This is a genomic window from Marasmitruncus massiliensis, assembly GCF_900186535.1.
GTDB lineage: Bacteria > Bacillota > Clostridia > Oscillospirales > Ruminococcaceae > Anaerotruncus > Anaerotruncus massiliensis_A.
On record NZ_FYDE01000005.1, the window covers coordinates 1,180,593 to 1,204,727 of the forward strand.

21 protein-coding genes are annotated in these 24,135 nt (G+C 49.8%); 16 read left to right on the forward strand and 5 right to left on the reverse strand.

The window, feature by feature from the left end:
• The first annotated feature begins 5 nt into the window (after window positions 1–5).
• From C1A10_RS13705 to C1A10_RS13750, 10 genes are all read left to right on the forward strand, one after another.
• Complete coding sequence (locus C1A10_RS13705) at window positions 6–1,319, forward strand: YgeY family selenium metabolism-linked hydrolase (protein WP_101911674.1); 1,314 nt, start codon at window positions 6–8, stop codon at window positions 1,317–1,319.
• 68 nt (window positions 1,320–1,387) lie between these two features.
• Window positions 1,388–2,587 carry a knotted carbamoyltransferase YgeW gene (gene ygeW, locus C1A10_RS13710; protein ID WP_101910791.1) on the forward strand — a complete coding sequence of 400 codons (1,200 nt, stop codon included), beginning with the start codon at window positions 1,388–1,390 and terminating at the stop codon, window positions 2,585–2,587.
• Between the two features lie 129 nt (window positions 2,588–2,716).
• Window positions 2,717–3,649 carry a carbamate kinase gene (arcC, locus tag C1A10_RS13715; protein ID WP_101910792.1) on the forward strand — a complete coding sequence of 311 codons (933 nt, stop codon included), beginning with the start codon at window positions 2,717–2,719 and terminating at the stop codon, window positions 3,647–3,649.
• Between the two features lie 110 nt (window positions 3,650–3,759).
• Window positions 3,760–4,149, forward strand: a complete 390-nt coding sequence (gene mutT, locus C1A10_RS13720; protein WP_101910793.1) for an 8-oxo-dGTP diphosphatase MutT — start codon at window positions 3,760–3,762, stop codon at window positions 4,147–4,149.
• A gap of 54 nt (window positions 4,150–4,203) precedes the next feature.
• Complete coding sequence (locus tag C1A10_RS13725; RefSeq protein ID WP_101910794.1) at window positions 4,204–4,443, forward strand: heavy-metal-associated domain-containing protein; 240 nt, start codon at window positions 4,204–4,206, stop codon at window positions 4,441–4,443.
• 224 nt (window positions 4,444–4,667) lie between these two features.
• Entirely contained in the window at window positions 4,668–6,701 is a 2,034-nt protein-coding gene (locus C1A10_RS13730) for a methyl-accepting chemotaxis protein (protein ID WP_180951141.1), read from the forward strand.
• Between the two features lie 107 nt (window positions 6,702–6,808).
• Window positions 6,809–7,696 carry a DMT family transporter gene (locus tag C1A10_RS13735; protein ID WP_180951142.1) on the forward strand — a complete coding sequence of 296 codons (888 nt, stop codon included), beginning with the start codon at window positions 6,809–6,811 and terminating at the stop codon, window positions 7,694–7,696.
• A 195-nt stretch (window positions 7,697–7,891) separates the two neighbouring features.
• On the forward strand, window positions 7,892–8,737 hold the full coding sequence (locus tag C1A10_RS13740) for a DUF4886 domain-containing protein (protein ID WP_101910797.1): 846 nt from the start codon (window positions 7,892–7,894) through the stop codon (window positions 8,735–8,737).
• 103 nt (window positions 8,738–8,840) lie between these two features.
• Window positions 8,841–9,320, forward strand: a complete 480-nt coding sequence (locus C1A10_RS13745; RefSeq protein WP_101910798.1) for a hypothetical protein — start codon at window positions 8,841–8,843, stop codon at window positions 9,318–9,320.
• Window positions 9,321–9,526: 206 nt separating this feature from the next.
• Complete coding sequence (locus C1A10_RS13750; protein ID WP_145997743.1) at window positions 9,527–10,333, forward strand: hypothetical protein; 807 nt, start codon at window positions 9,527–9,529, stop codon at window positions 10,331–10,333.
• A 131-nt stretch (window positions 10,334–10,464) separates the two neighbouring features.
• On the opposite strand, the gene C1A10_RS13755 is transcribed toward C1A10_RS13750, so the two are convergent.
• Window positions 10,465–10,869: a bacteriohemerythrin gene (locus tag C1A10_RS13755; protein ID WP_101910800.1), complete on the reverse strand. Its 405-nt coding sequence runs from the start codon at window positions 10,867–10,869 to the stop codon at window positions 10,465–10,467.
• A 147-nt stretch (window positions 10,870–11,016) separates the two neighbouring features.
• On the opposite strand from C1A10_RS13755, the gene C1A10_RS13760 reads away from it, so the two are divergent.
• Window positions 11,017–11,493: a YbaK/EbsC family protein gene (locus tag C1A10_RS13760; RefSeq protein ID WP_101910801.1), complete on the forward strand. Its 477-nt coding sequence runs from the start codon at window positions 11,017–11,019 to the stop codon at window positions 11,491–11,493.
• 111 nt (window positions 11,494–11,604) lie between these two features.
• On the opposite strand, the gene C1A10_RS13765 is transcribed toward C1A10_RS13760, so the two are convergent.
• On the reverse strand, window positions 11,605–12,030 hold the full coding sequence (locus C1A10_RS13765) for a hypothetical protein (protein WP_101910802.1): 426 nt from the start codon (window positions 12,028–12,030) through the stop codon (window positions 11,605–11,607).
• A gap of 169 nt (window positions 12,031–12,199) precedes the next feature.
• Here C1A10_RS13765 and C1A10_RS13770 point away from each other — a divergent pair, with 169 nt between their 5' ends.
• The gene (locus C1A10_RS13770; protein ID WP_101910803.1) at window positions 12,200–13,735 is read left to right on the forward strand and encodes an FAD-dependent oxidoreductase; all 1,536 of its coding nucleotides are present in this window, start codon (window positions 12,200–12,202) and stop codon (window positions 13,733–13,735) included.
• Window positions 13,736–13,800: 65 nt separating this feature from the next.
• On the opposite strand, the gene C1A10_RS13775 is transcribed toward C1A10_RS13770, so the two are convergent.
• Window positions 13,801–14,994, reverse strand: coding sequence for a GH25 family lysozyme (locus C1A10_RS13775; RefSeq protein ID WP_101910804.1), 1,194 nt, complete (start codon window positions 14,992–14,994; stop codon window positions 13,801–13,803).
• Window positions 14,995–15,222: 228 nt separating this feature from the next.
• Here C1A10_RS13775 and C1A10_RS13780 point away from each other — a divergent pair, with 228 nt between their 5' ends.
• Window positions 15,223–15,699, forward strand: coding sequence for an SAM-dependent methyltransferase (locus C1A10_RS13780; protein ID WP_101910805.1), 477 nt, complete (start codon window positions 15,223–15,225; stop codon window positions 15,697–15,699).
• Window positions 15,700–15,794: 95 nt separating this feature from the next.
• Here the strand turns inward: C1A10_RS13780 and C1A10_RS13785 are convergent, their stop codons facing one another.
• Complete coding sequence (locus C1A10_RS13785) at window positions 15,795–16,451, reverse strand: corrinoid protein (protein ID WP_101910806.1); 657 nt, start codon at window positions 16,449–16,451, stop codon at window positions 15,795–15,797.
• A gap of 217 nt (window positions 16,452–16,668) precedes the next feature.
• Between C1A10_RS13785 and C1A10_RS13790 the strand changes: the two genes are divergently transcribed.
• Complete coding sequence (locus C1A10_RS13790; RefSeq protein WP_101910807.1) at window positions 16,669–17,463, forward strand: M23 family metallopeptidase; 795 nt, start codon at window positions 16,669–16,671, stop codon at window positions 17,461–17,463.
• 43 nt (window positions 17,464–17,506) lie between these two features.
• Here the strand turns inward: C1A10_RS13790 and C1A10_RS18795 are convergent, their stop codons facing one another.
• Window positions 17,507–19,924, reverse strand: a complete 2,418-nt coding sequence (locus tag C1A10_RS18795) for an InlB B-repeat-containing protein (RefSeq protein ID WP_242968936.1) — start codon at window positions 19,922–19,924, stop codon at window positions 17,507–17,509.
• Window positions 19,925–20,136: 212 nt separating this feature from the next.
• Here C1A10_RS18795 and C1A10_RS13805 point away from each other — a divergent pair, with 212 nt between their 5' ends.
• Window positions 20,137–22,758, forward strand: coding sequence for a valine--tRNA ligase (locus tag C1A10_RS13805; protein ID WP_101910808.1), 2,622 nt, complete (start codon window positions 20,137–20,139; stop codon window positions 22,756–22,758).
• An 85-nt stretch (window positions 22,759–22,843) separates the two neighbouring features.
• Window positions 22,844–24,118 carry a bifunctional folylpolyglutamate synthase/dihydrofolate synthase gene (locus C1A10_RS13810; RefSeq protein WP_101910809.1) on the forward strand — a complete coding sequence of 425 codons (1,275 nt, stop codon included), beginning with the start codon at window positions 22,844–22,846 and terminating at the stop codon, window positions 24,116–24,118.
• Window positions 24,119–24,135 lie beyond the last annotated feature (17 nt).

The window sequence follows — 24,135 nt, forward strand, 5'->3', positions numbered from 1 at the left end:
TTATCATGGATTTGAACAAAATTAAGGCAGCGGCGGAAGGCTATCGCGCCGACATGACAAAATTCCTGCGTGACCTTGTTGCGATTCCCGGAGAAAGCTGCGGCGAAGAGGGGCACATCAAGCGCATTGAAGCGGAAATGAAAAAACTGGGCTTTGACAAAGTAGTCATCGACCCGATGGGCAACGTGCTTGGCTATATGGGCACCGGAAAAACCCTCATCGGTTATGATGCCCACATTGACACCGTCGGAATCGGAAATAAAAGCAACTGGAAATTTGATCCCTACCAGGGTATTGAAAATGAAACCGAAATCGGCGGCCGCGGCACTTCCGACCAGCTGGGCGGAATCGTATCCGCTGTCTACGGCGCTAAGATCATGAAAGATCTTGGGCTGCTTACCGACCAATATACCGTCCTTGTAACCGGTACGGTTCAGGAGGAAGACTGCGATGGGCTTTGCTGGCAGTACATTATCAATGAGGATCAGGTTCGCCCGGAATTCGTGGTATCCACCGAGCCGACCGACGGCGGCATCTACCGTGGACAGCGCGGACGCATGGAAATCCGCATCGACGTCAAGGGCGTTTCCTGCCACGGCTCCGCTCCGGAGCGCGGCGATAACGCGATCTATAAAATGGCCGACATCCTGCAGAATGTGCGTGCTCTGAATGAGAACGATGCGGAAGATAGCACTGAAATTAAGGGCCTCGTTAAGATGCTCGATGAGAAATACAACAAAGAGTGGAAGGAAGCCCGTTTCCTTGGCCGCGGCACCGTTACCGCCAGCGAAATTTTCTTCACTTCTCCTTCCCGCTGTGCTGTGGCGGATTCCTGCTCGGTTTCTCTGGACCGCCGCATGACCGCCGGCGAAACATGGGAAAGCTGCCTGGAGGAAATCCGCGCGCTGCCTGCCTGCAAAAAATACGGCGACGATGTAAAAGTCAGTATGTATCAGTATGAGCGTCCGTCCTGGACCAATCTGGTCTATCCGATCGAATGCTACTTCCCGACATGGGTCATTCCCGAGGACCACAAAGTCACCCGCGCAGTGGAAGAAGCTTACAAAGGCCTGTATGGCGATTCCCGTATCGGATGCCCGGCCACCGAGCAGATGCGCAAGGCCCGCCCGCTGACCGATAAATGGACCTTTTCCACCAACGGCGTTTCCATCATGGGCCGCAACGGGATTCCCTGCATCGGCTTCGGCCCCGGCGCGGAGGCGCAGGCTCACGCTCCCAACGAAATCACATGGAAAGACGACCTCGTCACATGCGCAGCTGTTTATGCCGCTCTGCCCGCCATCTACTGCAACAAATAATTGTTCAGTCAGATAGAGTTCGCTTCATTACAATCAGTTCAAACAAATGAAACAAAGGGGTTATAAAAATGGATCAGAAACTGCAGGCCTATATTGACAAACTGAATAAACTCAACTTTAAAGACATGTACAACGGCGACTTCTTCCTCACCTGGGAAAAGAGTGACGACGAACTGGAAGCTGTTTTTACCGTAGCCGACGCGCTGCGCTATATGCGTGAAAACAACATCTCCACCAAAATTTTCGAGAGCGGCCTCGGCATCTCCCTTTTCCGCGACAACTCCACCCGCACTCGATTCTCCTTTGCTTCCGCCTGCAATCTGCTGGGTCTGGAAGTGCAGGACCTCGACGAGGGCAAATCCCAGATTGCGCACGGTGAAACCGTCCGCGAAACCGCGAACATGATCTCGTTTATGGCGGATGTCATCGGTATCCGCGACGATATGTATATCGGCAAAGGCAACCAGTATATGCATGACGTGGTTGACGCCGTTACAGAAGGCAACAAGGACGGCGTTCTCGAGCAGAAACCTACCCTTGTCAACCTGCAGTGCGACATTGACCATCCCACCCAGTGCATGGCGGATATGCTGCATATCATCCATGAATTCGGCGGCGTGGAAAACCTCAAGGGCAAAAAGGTTGCAATGACTTGGGCTTATTCCCCGTCCTATGGAAAGCCCCTTTCCGTTCCGCAGGGGGTTATCGGCCTGATGACCCGCTTCGGCATGGATGTTGTTCTGGCTCATCCGGAAGGCTATGAAGTCATGCCCGAAGTAGAAGAAGTGGCGAAAAAGAACGCTGCTGCCACCGGCGGCACCTTCGCCAAAACCAACAGCATGGCGGAAGCTTTCAAAGATGCCGACATTGTCTATCCGAAGAGCTGGGCTCCGTTCGCCGCTATGGAGAAGAGAACCAACCTCTATGCGGAAGGAGACAGCGAAGGGATCAAGAAGCTGGAAAAAGAGCTGCTCGCGCAGAATGCGGAGCATAAAGACTGGTGTTGCACGGAAGAACTCATGAAGACCACAAAGGACGGCAAAGCGCTCTACCTGCACTGCCTGCCCGCCGACATCAACGATGTTTCCTGCAAGGACGGCGAAGTGGAGGCTTCCGTGTTCGACCGTTACCGCACACCGCTTTATAAAGAGGCTTCCTATAAGCCCTATATCATTGCGGCAATGATCTTCCTTGCCAAATGCAAAGACCCGCAGGCGACACTGAAAGCGCTCGAAGAGCGCGGCATGGACCGCTGGCTCCAGAAATAATCACGCTGTCAGTCCCTGCGATGCGTACCTGATACAACTGGCTCACCTGCATAATGCCTCTGGGTTCTTGTGGGTGAGCCTTGTTATTTTTAAAAATACATTGAAATAACAGATAGGTGGTTTCATAGAATGGGAAAAAAAATCGTCATTGCGCTGGGCGGAAACGCGCTGGGCAATAATCTGCCGGAGCAGATGGTTGCAGTCAAGGAGACTGCGAAAGCAATTGCCGATCTGATTGAAGAAGGCCATGAGGTCGTGGTATCTCACGGTAACGGCCCGCAGGTAGGCATGATTCAGAAAGCGATGACCTGGCTTGCAAAAAACGACAGCAAATATACGCTGGCACCCTTGTCGGTCTGTGTGGCAATGAGCCAGGGCTATATCGGCTATGACCTGCAAAACGCGCTTCGGGAAGAACTGCTGAACCGCGGCATCAAAAAAGCGGTTTCCACTGTATTGACGCAGGTCGCTGTCGACCCCGAGGACCCGGCGTTCCAAAACCCCACAAAGCCGATCGGTGCGTTTATGAGCAAAGAGGAAGCGGATCAGCTGATTGCAAAAGGCGACCATGTGGTGGAAGATGCCGGCCGCGGTTATCGCCGTGTCGTAGCCTCTCCAAGGCCCAGGGATATTGTGGAGCTGGACGTTGTCAAAGCGCTGCTGGAGTCGGGTCAGGTGGTCATCGCCTGCGGCGGCGGCGGAATCCCTGTGATTGAGCAGGGGAACCATCTGAAAGGCGTACCCGCTGTCATCGACAAGGACTTTGCAAGCTGCCGTATGGCGCAGCTGATTCAGGCGGATTGCCTGATTATTCTGACCGCGGTGGAGAAGGTGGCTGTCAACTTCGGAAAACCGAATCAGATGTGGCTGAGCGATATTACACCGGAGCTTGCCCGCGAATATATCGCGGAGGGACATTTTGCGCCCGGCTCCATGCTCCCCAAGGTGGAAGCCGCGGTGGAGTTCGCCGAGTCCGCACCCGGCCGTTATGCGCTGATTACATTGCTGGAAAAGGCAAAGGACGGTATCGCCGGAAAGACCGGCACGACCATCCATCAATAAGGCTGACCTGTCAGAGAACCGCTCCTTTTGGGGCGGTTCTGTTGCGCTTTCGGGGAATTTTGTGTTATTCTGATAGCATCAGGATAACATGTGATTGGAAGTGAAAACGTATGACAACGGTGGCAGCAGCCGTTTTGAAAAATGAACAGGGTGAAATCCTCATCTGCCAGCGCGGTGCGGGCGGCAGCTGTGCGTATTTGTGGGAATTCCCGGGAGGGAAACTGGAGCCCGGCGAAACGCTTGAACAGTGTGCAGTTCGCGAGTGCAGGGAAGAATTGAATGTCGATATCGCAGTAAAGGGTGTTTTGTCGGAAAGCGTTTATGAATATCCGGAAAGAAAAATTCAATTTACATTTTTTTCTTCTGAAATCAAACAGGGAAATCCGCTGCTCAAAGTACACAGTGCAATAAAATGGGTGAAGCCGGCGGAACTGAAACAGTATCCGTTCTGTCCGGCAGATCAGGAACTTGTGGAAAGTTTAAGTCAAAATAGCGAATAAGTCTTCGCATGTCCCGTTTGCTTTCGGATATACTAAAACCGAGGTGATTAGAACATGTCAAAGGAAAGCGCTTATTTTATTGTGGAAAATGTCAACGGAAAACACGATATGAAAGAAGTGAAAAACACACTCGACCAGCTGCATGGCGTAAAGTCAGTCAGTATCAATCCGCAGCATCATCTGGTTGCTGTGGACTATGACAGTTCCGGTACCTCCTATGACGAAATCGAACATTCCCTCAACAAAATCGGACATCAGGTGGTTGCTGACGCAAGCAATATTATTACGCGATAAGTTCACCAATGAAATCCTGGTCTTTTCCATTTTTTAATCATCCAGTAAAAATCAGGAAAATTTTTATCAGAGAATATCAAGAAACCCTCTTGATATTCTCTTTTTTTTGTCGATAAAATAAATAATTGGTTTCCTAATGATGTTGCAGGTTGCTTTGTGAATGATGGCCTGCGGCATATTTTGCAAGCCGTATGTGTTACACAAAGAAACGGAGGAGCTTTCTTATGAAATCCTTAGAGCGGAAATTAACGGTAATCATTGTCGCGATTCTTGTAGTGGTATTGGCGGCTACGCTTTCGGTGGGGCTGTTCACCAGCTACCAGGGAATGATTAAAAACGTGGAAACGGATTTGGAAGCGAGCAGCCTCATTGCAGACGAGGCAATTTCCGCAAATCTGGATTTGCTTAGACAGCAGGTGGAAATTCTGGCATCCTCCAATACGATGGAGGGTGCGGGCAGCACAAGGCTGAAGCTGGGTGTCCTTTTGTCCTATAAAGAGAAATACGGCTATCAGGACATCGCTTTGGTTGATGCCGAGGGCACGATTACTTCTACCAACACTTCCATGAATAATAAGAACATAGCCGATAAGGACTATTTCCAGAAGGCGATACAGGGGCAGTCGGTCATTTCCTCTACGGAGCTGAACGACGAAGGTCAGGCAACGATTATGGTCTGTGCTCCAAACAGCGACAGGAAGCTCCTGGTGCTGGCCATGCTGGACGGCAATACGTTTTCCGAAATGATCAGCGGAGTGCGCATTGGCGAGACGGGCAGTGTCTTTATGGTCGATAATACAGGAACCATCATTGCGCATAAAGATCCCGCGCTCATTCAGGGGCGGCGGAATTTTGCGGTGGAGGGCCAGCAGGATGCTTCTCTGTCCTCGGTTGGCAAGGTGTTTGAAAAAATGGTTGCGGGCGAAAGCAATGTGGGACGTTATTTCTATGAGGGCGTTGAGAAACTCTGTTATTACCGCCCGGTATCCCGCTCTGAAGGCTGGGCGCTGTGTATTTCCGCCCCTGTCGGTGAGATGACTTCTTCCATCCGGGTGGCTATTTTTGGGCAAGTGATTGCCGCTCTGGTAATGCTCATTATTGCGTTTATTATCATGAACAGGGTTTCCAAAAAAATTGCCGTGCCGATTGTCAAAATTACAAAGCGTATGGAACTGCTTGCAGAAGGGGATCTTTCTACAGAGGTTCCTGTTATTAAGTCGAAAGATGAAGTGGGCGTTCTTACCCGCAGTGTCGCGGAGACAGTTGTAACGCTGAGACAATATATTGCAGAGATATCTGAAATTTTAGGAAGCGTTGCGGCGGGGAATCTGAATGTCACAGTTTCAGAGAACTTTAAAGGCGAGTTTGTACAGTTGGGAGAATCTCTCAACAACATTGTCAAATCGGTAAGCAGCGCTATGGCGGATATCGGACGTGCGGCCGATCAGGTGTCCAGCGGAGCGGGACAGGTGTCCGGCGGAGCACAGGCCCTTTCTCAGGGTGCTACGGAACAGGCCAGCTCGGTAGAAGAACTTGCCGCTACCATCAATGAAATTTCCGCGCAGATCCAGAAGACTGCGGAGTTTGCAAACCATGCCAGAGGGGAAACCAATAAGGCTGGCGCAGAGATTGAAAAGAGCAACAGCGAAATGCATGAAATGACGCTCGCAATGAGCAACATCAGCAATAAATCCGGCGAGATTGCGAAAATCATTAAAACCATTGAGGATATCGCGTTCCAGACCAATATTCTTGCGCTGAACGCGGCGGTGGAAGCGGCCCGCGCGGGCGCGGCCGGCAAAGGCTTCGCGGTTGTCGCGGATGAAGTACGCAACCTGGCGGGCAAGAGTGCGGATGCCGCCAAGAATACCACAGAACTGATTGAAGGTACTGTGAAGGCGGTTGACGATGGGACAAAGATCGCGGACCGTACGGCTAAGTCCCTGTCTGCGGCAGTTACGATTGTACATGATGTTGTGGAATCGGTTGACCGCATTTCCGAGGCGGCAAACCATCAGGCGGAGTCCATTACACAGGTTACGTCGGGCGTCGACCAGATTTCCGGCGTTGTACAAACCAACTCGGCAACTGCTGAAGAGAGTGCCGCAGCCAGTGAGGAACTTTCCGGCCAGGCGCAGGTGCTTAAAAATCTGGTTGGCCTGTTCCACCTTAAGGATCAGGAATCTGCGGAAGAACCCGCCGAAGAAGAAGCCGGTGAGCTTATCTGGACGACGGAAGATGCCGACTCCAAATATTAAGCGGAACTTCAATTGAAATCCCCATCCAAAATCCCCATTTTCGGATGGGGATTTTTTATGGCTGAATGCTGCCCTGCCGCAAAAAAATACTGCTGAAAGGAATAGACATGCGAGCGAAAGGAATTGGTTATACGATTTTATCCGCGTTGCTGTTCGGCGTAACTCCGGTTTTGGCAACGCTATCTTATCAGCTTGGAAGCAATGCTGTAACTTTGACTTTTTACAGGAATTTAATGGTCACCCCCATTCTTTTCATGATCCTTTTGATCCGTAAAACGGAACTGCGTGTCACGAAAAAACAATTTTTGGAAATCCTGGCGGTTGGAATCCTGGGACGTGGTGTGACCACACTGATGCTTTACTCGGCGTACTCGTATATCGGAATCAGCACCTCGACAACCCTGCACTTTCTTTATCCGGTATTTGTCGCTTTGATCTGCCGCATCTTTTATCGCGAAAAGCTTGGGATGATCCGCCTGATCGCTTTAGCTTGCGCGGTCGTCGGAGTTCTCCTTTTCATGGAACATGGCGAAAGCCTTACACTTTCCGGGACGTTTCTCGCGGCCGGGTCGGGACTGACCTATGCCATTTATATGGTTGGCGTGGATAAGCTTGGACTCAAAGAAATTGATCCATTTAAGCTTTCGTTCTATATGGCGGCCGCAGTCGCGGCCGGGATGTTGCTTTATGACTTCCCCGGCGGGAAAATTGTTTTTATTCTGCCGATGAAGGTTTTTTTGTATACCTTTATTTTGGCGGTTTCCACTTCATTCTTTGCCGTTGCGCTCCTGCAAATCGGAATTAAATATCTCAGCGCGACAACGGCGGCATTATTCAGTTTGTTTGAACCGATATGCGGCAGTTTGACAGGCACTTTTTTTCTCAACGAACCGATGACTATGTCCAAAGTGGCTGGAAGTGGGATCATCCTGTCTGCCGCAGTGATTTTAGCTATAGCCGGGAAAAATTCTGGCAGGCGCAGAACAGCGGATTAAGATCTTTGTGTGTACCTTAGCAATTGAAGAAAATTTTATTTCACATTTTTATGCTTGCTTATTTTCAATAGAATTATAGAATCTGTTTAGAGATCGTTAAAAATTTCATTTATTTTTCCAAATTTATCCTAAATCAGAAATAAATACTTTGGTTTCCTCCATAAAGTACGATGTATTAATTAGTGGAGGGTATCTATGAAGAAATTATTTTTTACAATAAACGTTATTATAACTCTGGCAATTTGCAGTGTTTATCTTTCCGGCTGTTCTCTTGTAACCACTTTACTTCGGGATGAAAAAGTCGAGGTTATGGATTTTAACCAGCCGCTGGAATTGAAAAAACCGGTTCAGCCGGTCAAAAAGAATCCCAGTATTCTTTTTATTGGAAACAGCTTCACTTATTATCATGAACTTCCGTCAGTGTTTTTGGAACTTTCCGTGAGCGGGGGCTTCGAACCGGATATCTATGATTTGACGGCCGGGTCCTATCGGCTCCAAATGTTCGCGGATGAGAACGACGAAGTGGGCTCTCAGGTCTATGACGCGCTGAAAAACTACAAATGGGATTATGTTGTTTTGCAGGAACAGAGCCGGATTCCGGCCATGGCACCGGAGGATCTGATGTATCCCGCCGCAAGGACTTTGGACACGATGATTCATCAGGCAAACGGGGAGACAGTCTTCTTCATGACCTGGGCCTATAAGGAAGGCGACAGCTACGAGGTATTCGGTAAGGAACATACAAACACACGGGAAGAGATGCAGACAAAGCTGGCACAAGGCTACATAAAGATTGCTGATGAACTGGATTCCATGCTTGTTCCTGCCGGTATCGCTTTTATAAGATGTGCTTCCCAACATCCGGATATTGAATTATGGGATGAGGATCTCAACCACTCCTCTCCCGCGGGGACCTACCTGACGGCATGTGTTTTTTATGCCAGCTTGTTTGGCCAGTCGCCGGCAGGGTTGGCGTATACGGCGGAGGTGAACGCGCAGACTGCCGCAATTCTCCAGAGGTTGCCGCGGAAACGGTTCTGACTGAATAAGTTCAGATCCTTGGCCTCATAGCGAAAGCCGTGTGGCTGTCAAATCGGTTTTTTATTTTCCAATAATAAAGATATTATTTTAGGAGGGTATTTTAATGGCAAAAGCATGGAAAGTAACTGTGGATGGAGTGCCCCACGATGTTGTCTACAAAAAGGGTGTGTTTAAGTCACGCAAGGTAGTTGACGGCGTGGAAACCCCGATCAAGAGCAAAAGTTTCTTCATTCAGATGATTGATGAACCAGTTGAATTAGGCAGCAAAACCGCATATCTGACGGCGATTGGTGCCAAGGCGGACCTGGCTGTTGACGATGTTTATTTAGGCTCCGGAAAACCCTATGTATCTCTGAGCAATGTACCCGGATGGGCAAATGGCCTGGCAATCGCACTGATCCTGATCGGCTGGTTCCTTAGCGGTATTTTCGGCATTCTGATTGGAGTGTTCGGCGGTATGTTTATAATTTCGAAATCTATTTCCGTTGATCAGAAAAATCCGCTTCCGGTCTGTGTGACGATATCAGTGGTCTGTGTGGTCGTGGATATTTTGATTGCGCTCCTTGTTTCCGGAATCCTATAATAATCTGCTGGGGCTGGATGGAAAGGCACGCTCTGTGCCTTTCTTTTTTATTTATGACAAGAGGCCTTCCAATGTGCGTGATCTTGACAAATATTGACAATGGTTTATACTTTTATATAATATATCCGTTACGAAAACAACAGGGCAATCGAAGATTTGTCCAACTGGTTTCTGAGTTCAAACAGTCAAATGAAAGGGGAATCGTTATGAAAATTTTCAAAAAACCATCAGCATGGGTCTCCCTTGTAGTTTTGTCGGCACTTTTGTCGGTGAATGTTTTCGCTGAAACGGGTAGACCCGCCTGTTTACAAATTAACGCCGCGCAGGTTGATGTGATTACCGTGATTGACCGGGATCTGCATGCGGGGTACACCGTAGCCGGAGCGGGCGACCGGCTGGCAGTGGTCCAGAAGCTGAATACCATAGAATATCGCCCGTCTACAAATGCGGTGCCGGATATGGATGATCTGCGCTTATTGCAGGTTCGCTTCAAAAACGGCCAGACCTATGATTACTGGTGCCACCGCAATGTGCTTATGAACGGCGATACCCAGCTTACCGACGGGCTCGCATGTGCGGACCTTTATAAAGTCCTTGACCGCTGCGTCCAGAATAATCCGGCAAATATCGAATGGCTCGGGTATCTGAATCCTTACCGGATTACATCGATGGAAGTTGCGGGAAACGGCAAGAATGTTGTTTATCATACCACCTCTTCTGAACTGAGCCGGAAAACCATTCTGGATGTTATCGCAAAGCTGCGGTCGGTCGTTCCTTCGAAGGTGCGGACAGTAAATGCCGGCGGGAATTTGAGCTACAGCGGAACAGGAATCCCGGTTTATACCATACTTCTGAACGTTGAAGGCGGAAAAGGCAGTTATCAGATCGATCTGTTCAATAACGGCGAAATCGGAATTTCGGTAGATAACATCAGTTATTCCCTTGCCTATACAAGCGGCGATCAAAATCGTTTCGACGCGCTGCTTTCCGCTCTGAAAACATGTACCGCATGAGGAAAGCTCCTTCATTCGGACAATAGCTTTTGGCGCTTAGCGGAGATTCATTGTGTTCGGTATTATAAAAAAATAGCATTGTGCGGTTGTAAACGCACAATGCTATTTTCTGTATCATAACGGGACAGCCGTTATTTGTGAGCGTCTATGTAAGCCGCCAGTTTTTTGTCCTCTTGTTTGATATGGTTGATAAACCAGTCCCCCATAGAGTGATTGATTTTACCAACAAGCACAATGGATGCCCCGGTTTTGGACAACTCGTCCGCCAGTTGGTTTACCACCTGCTTAAAGCCCTCATGGTATTGCTTATGGTGTGTAAAATCCGGATAACCGGTTTTCAGCTGCAGCTGTTCTTCGTCGTGAAAATGCTTGGCGGTGTACTGTTTTAGAAACTCCATCGTATGGTTCAGTTCTGCGCGGCCTTTTCCCGCGGAACATGCGTTCAAGAGGTTGTTAATTGCGTCCATCCACTGCCGATGCTCCGAATCGATCAGAGCGTTGCCTGTTTCCAAATCTTTTGTGATGGTATAAGCCATATTGATCGCTCCTTTTTAAAAAATTTAATCAGTTTATCAGCTGCATCGAATCCAAAAGTGATAATTATTCCTTTTTCAGTTTAACACATATTCCGACGAAAGTCACCATATTTTGCTAATATTTTCAGAAAGAAACAGGTGTTTAACATGTCCATTGAAAAAGCAAGAGCCTATTTAAAGCAGTTCGGCATGGACTCCAGAATACAGAAATTTGCAACCTCCTCCGCGACGGTGGAGCTGGCTGCGCAGGCGCTGAACTGCAAGCCGGAGCGGATTGCAAAAACCTTATCTTTTAAAGTCGATGAAAAGGCGATTTTGATTGTGGCAGCCGGTGACGCGAAGATTGATAATGCGAAATTCAAAGCGCAATTTCAGACAAAAGCGAAGATGCTTTCTCCGGAGGAGGTAGAATCCATGATCGGCCATTCTATCGGCGGTGTCTGCCCGTTTGGCATCAACGATCAGGTGGAGGTCTATCTGGACTCTTCTCTCAAAAGATTTAATTCCGTATTTCCAGCCTGCGGAAGCAGCAGCAGCGCGATTGAACTGACGATCAGCGAATTAGAACGCTGTTCCAACAGTGCCGCTTGGGTGGATGTCTGCAAAAACTGGCAGGATGTTTAAAATTTCTTCAGATAAAATCTTTCATACAGAAAATCAGCCGGCAGTTTCCTGATGCTTTGGAAACGCCGGCTGATTTTGCATGTTGCAGGTCTGTGACAGCGATTTATCTTCTTATTTTATATCATCCAATTTCATTTTCTTTGCGCGGCGGGCGGCAATCCGATTGCCGATGATTCTGCACAGCAGATATAAATAAGCTCCCATGAGCAGCAGCGCGGTAAAGAAATTGTCTTTGACTGTATAGATCTGCAGATAGTCCCATAAAAACAGCGGACAGATCAGCACCAGCATCTGAATCACCAGAACTGCCAGATAAAGGCGGCTTTTCAACGTTTCTTCTGAAACATTGAGAAGCGCGGCAAAAAGCAGCCCAATCAGCAGGCAGAGCGCATATGAGATGCCGTACAATCCTATCGAAAATGAAAAAGAACTCACAATGTATATGTAAATCCTGTTGCGCAAAGATAAGATTCCCCAAATCATGTATTGGCCCAAAAGCAGTTTCCAGAGGTCTTTAGAATCTTTTAGGCGTGTCATCGGATTTCCTCCAATCATTTCATAAATATTGAATCCAATATTTCATATTTAGTCTACATCAAATTCCAGAGACTGTAAATATATCCATGATAATCCCTTATTATGATGATCAATCAAATAGTTTCAGCGCGGTTGAACATAATAATGGAAAAAGATTGGAGTGAACAGAATGAGCCAGATTCATTTGTCCTATTGGAATAAAACTGCCATAAAAGATCAATATCAGCCACTCAAGGAAGACCTGGAAGTTGACACGCTGATAATCGGCGGCGGTATCACCGGAGTTACCTGCGCATACTGCCTCGCGCGAAAGGGGATGGAGCCCGTTCTCATTGAATCGGGCGAGCTTTGTGAAGGCACAACGGGCAACACAACCGGTAAGCTGACGGTTCAGCACGAAATTATTTATAATAATATTGTAAAAAAATATGGATGGGATTTTGCGAAATCTTACGCGGATTCCCAGAACAGCGCGATCAATTTTATCAGGCAGGCGGTAAAGAAGGAGTCTGTTGACTGTCAGTTTGCCGACAATACCGCATATGTCTATGCGATATTGGAGAGCGAGGTTGAGACGCTTGAAAAAGAATATGAGACCGCGGTAAAACTCGGCATCGACGCGAAATTAAAATTAAAGCCGCCGTTCCCCGAGGGCTGCAGGAGCATCCTTGGTTATTCTCATCAGGCTGTGTTCCATCCGGTCAGATATGTAAACGCACTTGCGAAAGCAGCGGCGGCAGACGGTGCGAAGCTGTACTGCGGCACCAAGGCGGTCAAGGTAGAGGACGGGGATCGGATCACGGTATATTGCGAAAACAAGTGCAGAATAAAAGCCAAACATCTTGTTATGGCGACCCAGTATCCAATCTTTGACGGACCGAATCTCTTTTTTGCCCGTCTGTTTGCGAAACGAACCTACGGAATCGCTGTTCAGGCGAAGAGGGACTGGCCCGACGGCAGTTATATTAATATGGACGATCCCTCGCGGTCAGTCCGTACGCATGTCGAGAGCGGAAAGCGCATTTTGATTGTGGTCGGAGAAGGGCATGCCACAGGGCGCGGCGAGGAGGATATGGAACAGCATTTTGAACGTCTGATGCAATTTGCAGAGGAGATTGCCGGAATCGAAACCGTGCTCGGCAAATGGTCGGCGCAGGATTATGAGACGCCCGATCAAATCCCGTACATCGGAAGAATTTCTGACCATTCGAACGTGTTTGTCGCCTCTGGATTTGGAAAGTGGGGTCTGACAAACGGGACACTTGCGGGGAATATGATTGCGGACTTGATCACAGACGGCAGCTGCCAATATGAACAGGTATACTCCAGGAAACGCGCGGACTACTTGACTTCACCCGGTAAGGCCATCACAGGAGTTTTCACTCCCGTTGGAGAACTGATCAAATCCAAGCTGGAAAGGCCGGAGAACATCGATCAGTTAAAACTGGGGGAGGGGCGGGTAATCAGATACCAAGGGCAAAAGGCCGGCATTTACCGCGATGTTGACAATACTGTTACTATTTTGGATATTTCCTGCACACACATGTCGACCGAGTTGAATTTTAATTCCGCTGAAAAAACCTGGGACTGCCCCGCACATGGCGGACGGTTCCGCACGGACGGAACTCTGCTGGAAGGTCCGCCGAAGCATTCGCTGAAGGTTCTCTTTCATGGAAATTATTCCGATCTGACAGCCGAAAATTAAAAACGAGCGCGGGCAGATACAATCTCTGCCCGCGCTTTTTTGGTTCGGAATCTCTTAAAAACGGATTATCTTAACAATTGCTTCAGGGTCTTGCTGTCCAGCTTGCCTTTGTCACCTAGATCTTCGGCACTCTGGTAGGCTTTCAAAGCATTCACTGACTTTGTATCCCAAACGCCTGTCGGCGTTCCTGTATAATATCCCTTATAGAACAAGGCAGTCTGCACAACATAAGTCAGATTGCTCTGTTCTCCGTTTTTCAGGGAGAGGGAACTGAAATACTTCATGGTATTGGCATCCAGCGTACCGCTCACATTCAGCTTTGCACCGGACCGGTTGATTAATTCTGTTTGCAGCGCTGTTATACTTGCACTTTTAATTTGGGACATGTCAAGCTGTTCAATCGGGATATTGGTGCCGTAGTTCGCATTGAACCAGGTCTTGATAGAATCGGAATCGCTTTTGTTCACCGAAACTTTTCTGCCGCCCGACATATTCTGGTAGGCGATATTGATATCAACCCGTGTGCCGATTCCGTCAACCTGTCCGTAGGAGGTATGCTGCCAGATTTTATGAGTAACCTTGGTCGGCTGCTCGATGTAGTTGGCTACCCAAAGATCATAGCCTTTTTTTTGTACGGTTTTTGCGTCAATGTGGCTGATAAAGAAATTTTCATTGCTGTAAAGCATCACCTTGTAGCCTGCCTGTTTTACGGCATCCATAAAGGCAAGGCCGGCGGCGGTCAGATTGGATTTGGAGACACTGCGCGTCGCGCGGTTGTCTTCCAGATCAAGAACTACCGGGTAGGTAACCTGGATAGATTTCAGCAGCTTGATGAAATATTCGGCTTCTTTCTTCGCCTGCGCGGTATTCGAAAAAGTGGCATAATGGTAGGCACCCACGAGAATCCCGTTATTATGAGCTCCCTGCGCATTGACTTTAAATTTTTTATCTGTCGCAAGTCCTGCTGATGCACGGACAAAGGCAAACTGAATACCATCATTCGATACCCGTTTCCAGTTGATGTCTCCCTGATATTGCGACACGTCGATCCCCTTGATCCCGTTTTTGATACTGTTAGCCGCTTTTTGCGTTTTGATGACAATCGGCAGGCCCTCGGTATGATCTGAGTTGCTGGAACCCAAAGCAGGCAGACTTTCCAGCGCGTTTAGGGTTTGAGGGGTTAAAAGAGAACTGAGTACAATGAGCAATGCCATACATAGATAAAGTGCCTGTAAATTCCAGCGTCTTACAATTGCCATTTTTTCTTCTCCGTTTTTCAAATATTTGTAAATTAATTATAACAATAGATGTTATGAAATTCAACAAATTTCGACAGCTTTTTATACCAAAAACAGGGTAGTAATTTCTGGAAGAATAAACACTTTATATTTGCAGAAAAAAATACCAATAAAAGGCTTGTAGTATATAAACACATTGGTATACTGAAGATAACGGCGCCGTAAATAAACAGAACAGGAGATTTATTTATGGAACAATTGATAGTAAGACCAATTGGGAAAGTGCAAATTGACGACGAGGGCATGAGGCTGGAGCTTTATGAAGCTTATCTTCCGGCATTGACCAATCTGGATGGGTTCGGTTATATCCAGGTCCTTTGGTGGTTCAGCCAATGTGATCACGAAGACAGCCGCGCTAAACTGCTGGAAAAGAGCCCTTATAAAAACGCTCCTGAGCTTTTAGGGACTTTTGCAACGCGCTCTCCGGAGCGTCCGAATCCGATTGCGCTGTCCTGCTGCCAGGTAACTTCCATAGACACTGATAAAGGCATTATCTGGCTGGCGTATATTGATGCTGAGGAAGGAACACCGGTTTTGGATGTGAAGCCCTATACGCCCAGCTTAGACAGGGTGGAGCACCCGTCTGTGCCGGAGTGGTGCACCAAGTGGCCCCGAGCTGTTGAGGACTCGGGAACATTTGACTGGAGCGCGGTTTTCAACTTTTAGAATTAGAAACGGATCGTTTTCATAGTGAACGAATAACAAGCAGCCCGGACACGTAAGTCCGGGCTGCTTGTCTGCATCCCACTATTACCGGCCAATTACATGCAAAGCGAAAGCGCCAGCTCCGAAGCGGTTGCCGCGTCGGGGGTATAGTAATCGGCTCCGATTTTATTGCAGAATTCCTGTGTAACCGGCGCCCCGCCGATCATAATCTTCACCTTTCCCACAAGGGGAGATTCTTTGAGCAGGTTCACCACATTCTGCATTTCCTGCATGGTAGTTGTCAGCAAAGCGGAACAGGCGATGATCTGCGCACCGTGCTGCTCGGCGGCAGCCAGATATTTGGCCGCCGGGACATCGGTGCCGAGGTCAATGACTTTTAGCCCCTTTCCCTCCAGCATCATTTTGACAAGATTCTTGCCGATGTCGTGCATGTCGCCTTTTACGGTACCGATGACGACCGTGCCTTTTGTTTCCACACCGGAATCCGCTAAAAGCGGTTTCAAAATTTCCAGCCCGGCGTTCATCGCTCTCGCCGCCAGCATGACCTCAGGTATAAATACTTTGTTGTTTTTAAATTTCTCACCGATAACGTTCATTCCGTTCAACAGGCCGTTTTCCAAAATGTCTTCAGCGGAAATCCCTTCGGCAACCGCTTTGCTTACCTGCTCTTTTACGGACGGCACACGTCCCTGCTGTAAAAACCGGCTGATTTCTTCCAATATTGCGGACAACGACGGATCCCCCCACACCATATCGTAATGACCTATATTTTATCGTAAAAAAGTGTTTCTTGCAAGAGTTTTTCCTCTTCAGCAGGAAACATACGCCTTTCATGGGAAATCATAGGGTTTTGCTTGGTATTACGTCCCAATATCGTAAAACTTTCATGAATAAAGCTCTCCGTTCATATTTCGTTCATAGACTGACGTTAAAATAGATGCAATAGAGTCCGGACAGGGAGGCTGATTTATGACCAATCCTGCGGTCAGACAACAAAAGCCGACAGCAGGGAAAGTGACAAAAGCATTTCAAAGATGGATTACAGCAGGGATTACCATGTGCGGGCTGGTACTGTTTTATACCGGTTCCACTGCTTCTTACATAGGAGCGCAAGCTATGGTGTTCCGGGAAATACGCACGATAAAAGCAGTGGAAACGCTGCCGTTTGATACGACTTATATTGATGATCCTACTCACTATAAAGGGTATACAGAGCTGGTAAGCGAGGGTGTTACAGGGGAAAAGGAGCTGGCGGCACAGATCCTTTATGAAAACGGAAGAGCCGTCAGGGTGGTATCTATCAGAGATGTGCAGACGGGTACCCCGGTCAACCGTGTGGTTCAGCGGGGGAGCAAAGTGCTGACCACCCCGAATATCAACGGGCAGATGTCGGAGGTCTCGTTTATCCGTCCGGTGAAGACGGGTTGGATTTCCGAACCATTTAATGGCTATCCGGGGCATACCGGAGTTGATTTCGCGGCCCGTTATGGTTCTCCCGTTTACGCTTCGGCTGGCGGAACGGTGGTGTATTCGGGCTGGAACGGGGACTATGGGAAATGTGTGATCCTTCGTCATGAGGACGGCTCTATCACGCTGTACGCGCATAACAGCGTTTTAAGGGTGTATTACGGGCAGACCGTGAAACAGGGGGAGCACATCTCCGATGTAGGCTCCACGGGGAATTCCACGGGCAGCCACCTGCATTTTGAAATCAGGACGGCAGAAAACGAAATATTAGACCCTTTAATCTATATTGATCAATAATAACAAAGTAAACGGCCTTGCAGACGCAAGGCCGTTTACTTTGTTATTTCTTTACAAGTGCCGAATCTGTCACCACAACAGTGTTTCCCATATTTGTGGTAAAGTGCAGGTTGCCCGACTGATCAAACCAGAAGTTCGGAGCGGCTATTTCCGTCAAGGCCTTTTTCGTGCGGTCATAGGTATAAAACCGAAGCGTATTTTGATTGAATCCGGTGAAATCAAGCTTTGCCGTTACAGTGACATCCATACCGAAAGCGCCGGTCTGGCTGAATTTTATCAGCTGCATTTTATTGCGGTAAACCTTGGAAAGCGCTGTGCGTGAGGCTTTGTCATCTACCGCGACTCCAAGTTTTATATTGGTTTTGGAGGTGAATTTCAGAGGATTAAAGGAAATGCTGCTCACAAGCTTCCCGTTGCTTGCCTTGGTCAGTGTCAGCATCGGCGTGACAGCGACAGGTTTGCCTTTTGTGACTGCCGAAATAGCGCGTACAATGGATTTCACTGCGGCTGGAGAAATTTCATTGCCGGAAGGAATGGCAATCGAAACGGTTGCGGCAGCCAGTTTGTTTTTGATTGCCGCGGCAATAGCAGCGTTGATAGAGGTGGTTGCGTTCCTGCTGACAGCGGAAGCTTTTACAAGGTTCGCGGAAGCACTGCCACCGCCGCCTCCTCCGCCACCGCCACCACCACCGCCACCGCTACCGCCGCCTCCTCCTCCGCCAGATGTGGTGGTAGTGGCGGAACTTGCAGTTGTCCAGCTGGCAGTTAGAGTGAGATTGCCGGTGACAGGGGTGGAGGAAGTCCAGAGGGTGCCGCCATTGTACCAGCCGTTAAAGGTGTAGCCTGACCGGGTGGTTGTTGGCAAAGAAACGGTTGCGTTATCCGATATCATTAATGCTGCCTCGCAATAACTTCCTCCATTACTTTTAAACGCGACAGTTTTTGTTGTGATGCTGACTGGGTATGCTGCGCCGTTCAATTCGGGATAAGTAAACACTTTTCCACTTTCTGAAATGGTGCCAATTGGCAGATGATAGTTATTGCCGTCCCAGGTGTTCAGAAAATAGGTATGCTTAATTCCGGATGCGTCTGTGCTTGCTCCCGCGTCTTTGTCATCATGTGTGGTATCTACTAAATACCAGCCACCATCTATTTCGACATAGTTCCACATGTGATTCAGTTGCCCGGAACTGTTGCCACTTCCGACTACTTCTATGCACGTTAAGCCCGCTTTGTCACAAAGCAGTTTGAATGCCTTGCTGTAGCCTTCACAAACGGCGGAGCGGGTTAAAAAAACCCCGGTAGGAGAATAAATATAGGAGAAAGTGCCATTGTTCAGGGTATTTGCGCCAGCGGAATTATAAACTGTATTTGCTGCGACATAATCGTGAAAATATTGCAGTTTCTCAAGTTCTCCGTCTGGTGCGGCGGCGACGACACGATTGATGACAGCGTTCATAGCGGCTTGTACGGATGCTGCTGCCGCTGCAGTACCATACTTTGCGGTACCATCCATATTAGCTATCCCATGGATACCGTCTCCGCTAAAGCGTAAATATGCGCTCGTGATTTGGCCTCCGGATAACGTATAATATGCAGAAATACCATCTTTAATGGTTCCGTTACCAATCCGAAGCCAGAAAATTTCTGGGTGGTCCATCTTAAGAGCATCAATCGCCTGCTGAATTGCAGAAATTAAACTACTGTCATCTAAACCGCTTAAAAGAGTAAGATCATTGCATAAAAGGAGATCATTTTCGGACGGGGTTTGCATTCCGGCAATCATATGAGAAGAGATGTCAGCGGCTAGGTCGGCAATTTGCTCATGAAACCAGGAGTTGTTCGCAACATCAAGCTCTGCGGTGCTGATTTTTAAATCTGAATTTTCTTGGAAACCCGGTGCAATGGGCCGATCTGTCGGAGAGAACAAATAGTGCAGCTCTTGTTCTTCCGCCTCAAACACCGCGTTCAGTTCGACCGCTTCTGCGGGCATGACGAAGCTGTAAACGCCGTCCGCAGCTTCCAGCGCTTCGCCATTCCATGTGAGGGAGGCAAGCTGCATTCCCTCATCAGGGGTTACAGTGACTGTAACAGGTTCCCCTTCTGCGGCGGTGCACTGACCGACGGCGATACTGCCCCCTGTGATACCGTCTGCGACTGTTACCGGGAATACATCGGGCAGGGCTTGTTTAGGCTCCAGCCCGGCGCTGTCTTCGGCGTCGGGCCGGGAAACCGTAGTCAGATCATCCGGTTGTTCATTCGCATCCTTCGCGGCCGGATCAGTCTCTTCCGATGAAATTTCTTCAGGCGCAAGGCCCGTTTCTGCTGTGACATCCTCTGAAACGGAAGAGGAGCCGGAGTCGGCCGGAAGCTGTGCGGTATCCACGGCGGCAGCGACAGAACCGAGGAGGCTCAGCGATAGGAAACATGCTAAAAAACCGGATAAAATGCGCTTTTGCATAATAGGTCCTCCACCTGGCAATATAATCATAAAACAATGGCAGATATTGTAAAACCATTTTATCATGTTACCGTAGGAATGTCTATGGCAGAAATCCCTATTTAATTTCCATAATTGCACTGCTATGGCGATTTTTCTTGAATTTTAGAAGAAAAAAAGCTATAATACAAAGGATTGTAAGTAAGCAAATTTCACATATTGGGGGAAATAAAATGCGCAAGGAACTGGATAAGGTCTATGACCCGAAACAGGTCGAAGATAGAACCTATCAATTCTGGCTGGACGGGCATTATTTTCATGCAGAGGTTGACCCGGAAAAAGAGCCGTATACAATAGTCATTCCGCCGCCCAACATCACCGGGCAGCTTCATATGGGGCACGCGCTGGATGAGACACTTCAGGATATTTTAATCAGATGGCGCAGGATGCAGGGCCGTAATACGCTCTGGCTCCCCGGTACCGACCATGCTTCCATAGCAACGGAAGCCAAAATCGTGGAGGCAATGCGCAAGGAAGGGCTGACCAAGGAGCAGATCGGCCGCGAAAAATTTCTTGAGCGCGCCTGGGAGTGGAAAAAGACCTATGGCGGGCGCATTATTGAGCAGCTGAAAAAGCTCGGCTCCTCCTGCGACTGGGACCGCGAGCGTTTTACGCTGGACGAGGGATGTTCCAAAGCGGTCCGCAAGGTCTTCGTCAACCTTTATGAAAAAGGGCTGATCTACCGCGGGGAACGCATCATCAACTGGTGCCCCCACTGCAAAACTTCCATCTCCGAGGCGGAGGTGGAATATGAGGAGAAGGACGGCTTCTTCTGGCACATCAATTACCCGATTGTCGGTACGGACGAGATGCTCGAAATTGCGACAACCCGTCCCGAAACGCTGCTGGGCGATACCGCTGTCGCGGTTCACCCCGACGATGAGCGTTACCGGCACCTGATCGGCAAAAAAGTTCTTCTGCCGCTGGTCGGGCGGGAAATCCCGATTGTGGCGGACACCTATGTCGAAATGGATTTCGGCACCGGCGTTGTGAAGATCACGCCCGCGCACGACCCGAATGACTTCGAGGTCGGTCTGCGCCATGACCTGCCGGTCATCAACGTGTTCAACGAGGACGCTACGATCAACGAAAACGGTGGCAGTTACCAGGGTATGACCCGCGAAGAATGCCGCAAAGCAATTGTGGCGGGTCTGGAAAAAGGCGGCTTCCTGAAAAATGTGGAGCCCTATAAGCATAATGTGGGCGGATGCTACCGCTGCAGCACAATTGTGGAGCCACGCGTTTCCAAACAGTGGTTTGTGAAGATGGAGCCGCTTGCGAAACCTGCTGTCAAAGCGGTCAGAACAGGGGAAACGAAGTTTGTTCCCGAGCGGTTTGACAAGATTTATTATCACTGGATGGAAAACATCAAGGACTGGTGCATTTCCCGTCAGCTTTGGTGGGGCCATCGGATTCCGGCATGGTACTGCCATGACTGCGGGGAACTGATTGTGTCGATGGAGGATCCCACCGAATGCCCGAAGTGCCACGGGAGGCATCTGGATCAGGACCCGGATACGCTGGATACCTGGTTCTCTTCGGCCCTGTGGCCGTTCTCCACGCTCGGATGGCCGGATGAAACCGCCGAGCTGAAACACTTCTATCCGACCAATACGCTGGTCACCGGCTATGACATTATCTTTTTCTGGGTTGCCCGCATGATTTTCTCCGGCATCGAGCATATGGGGGAAGTTCCGTTTGATACGGTGCTCATCCACGGCCTTGTACGCGACGCGCAGGGACGCAAGATGTCCAAATCTCTCGGCAACGGCATTGACCCGCTGGTGATGATTGACGAATTCGGTGCGGACGCGCTGCGCTTTACGCTGGCGACCGGCAACAGCCCGGGCAACGACATGCGCTTCTCGGACGACAAGGTGCGCGCATCCCGGAACTTCTGCAATAAACTGTGGAACGCCGCGCGCTTTATCATGATGAACCTGTCCGACGAGGCGGATTCGGTTGAACTGCCGGAAACGGTGATGATGGAAGATCGTTGGGTGCTGAGCAAATTTAATACTCTGGCCAAAGAAGTCAACGATAATCTTGAAAAATTTGAACTGGGCATCGCTGTCCAGAAGCTGTATGACTTTATCTGGGACGTGCTCTGCGACTGGTATATCGAGCTGTGCAAGGCGCGTCTGAACGCGGGAGGAGAGACCTCTCTGGCGGCGCAGAAGGTGCTGGTTTATGTCATGAGCAGCACGCTCAAACTGCTGCACCCGTTTATGCCGTTTATCACCGAGGAGATCTGGCAGGCGCTTCCGCATGACGGGGAAAGTATTATGGTCTCGAAGTTCCCGGCTTATGACGAGCGGCTGAACTTTGCGCAGGACGAGGCGGACTTTGAGAAGATTATGGATGCCATCAAAGCCATCCGCAACCGCCGCGGCGAAATGAACGTGCCGCCTTCCCGCAAAGCGCATGTTTCCATCGCAACCACGGAGCAGGCGGTGTTTGAGGCGGGAAAACCGTTCTTTGAGCGGCTGGCCTCTGCTTCCCATGTTGAAATCGGCGACAGCTTCTCCATGGAAGGCGCTGTACAGGTTATCACCGACGCCGCCAGAATCTTTATTCCGATGGGTGACCTGATCGACTACGAAAAGGAACTGGCGCGCCTGAACAGGGAAAAAGCGGCGGCGGAGAAGGATATTGCGATGCTTTCGGGCAAACTATCCAATGAAAACTTTGTTTCAAAAGCGCCGGCGGCGGTTGTCGAGGCGGAGCGAGAGAAGCTTGCGAAGCATCGGGAGCGGCTTGCGAAAATTGAAGAATCCATAGCGGCGCTGGGCTGACTGGAAACGTATGAATCGGGAACGCTGTGAGACGGCGTTCCCGGTTTTGGCTTTTATCTTTTATTCGAGAATAGGAGTGATTGAATTGCAATATAAAGAAGCGCTGGATTATATCCATGCCCGCGCCCGGTTCGGCAGCAGGCCGGGCCTTGAGCAGATCGGAAAGATGATGCGGCTGCTGGGCGACCCGCAGGAAAAGCTGCGGGTGGTACATGTGGCGGGCACAAACGGGAAAGGCTCGACAGCCGCGATGACTGCCGCTTTGCTGCGTGCGGCCGGTTACCGGACAGGGCTGACGATCTCGCCGTTTGTTGTGGATTTCTGTGAACGGATTCAGATTGACGGGGAATTTATTTCCCATGAGGACCTCGCGAAAGAAATCACGCTGCTGCAGCCGTTTGCCGATCAGGTGGAGGAATTGACCGAATTTGAGCTGATCACCGCGGCGGCTTATGATTATTTCTACCGCAGGAACTGCGATGTTGTGGTGGCGGAAGTCGGGCTGGGAGGCCGGTTCGACGCGACCAATATTATCCGGAATCCCATTGTTTCGGTCATTACGCCGATCGGCCTCGATCATACGGACATTCTCGGCGACACGATTGAACAGATCGCCTTTGAAAAGTGCGGGATTATCAAGCCCGGTGCCCCGGTGGTGACCAGCCCGGAGCAGGACACGGACGCGCTGGCGGTGATTCTGGAGCAGTGCGCACAAAAGGGCTGCACCCTCGCACAGCTGACGATCAATGCGGCGGGAGATGTGAGACTGAGTCTGGACGGCGCGCGGTTTCTTTACAGGGATGTCGAGATGCATCTTCCGCTTTTGGGCAGGTATCAGATTGCCAACGCGCTGACTGCTTTAAAGGCCGCTGAACTGGCGGTGCAGCGCTGCGGCGGGCAGACGCTTTCCATGCAGGCGGTCAGGGAAGGCCTCTCGAAGGTGCACTTCCCCGCACGGATGGAAATTCTGTGCCGAAACCCGCTGACAATTCTGGACGGCGCGCATAACCCTCACGGCGCGAAGGCGCTTGCGCAGAGCCTTCCCCTGCTGGGAGACAGGCCGGTGACAGCGGTGATGGGCGTGCTGGCCGACAAAGACAGCACAGCCGCGCTGAAAGCGCTGGCGCCCCATTTCCGCAGGCTCATCTGTGTAACGCCGGATAATCCGAGGGCTTTGGACGGGCACGAGTTGGCGGCACGCGCGGACGCGCTGGGGCTGACCGCTTCCGCCGCGCACTCGGCGCAGGAAGCATGGGAACTCGCTTCGGCGGTAGCGGCGTCGGAAAACGGCGCGGTGGTGGTCTGCGGATCGCTTTATCTTGCCGGACAGATGCGAAAGGTGATTTTAAACGCCGACTGACGCGGTTCGACAACCTT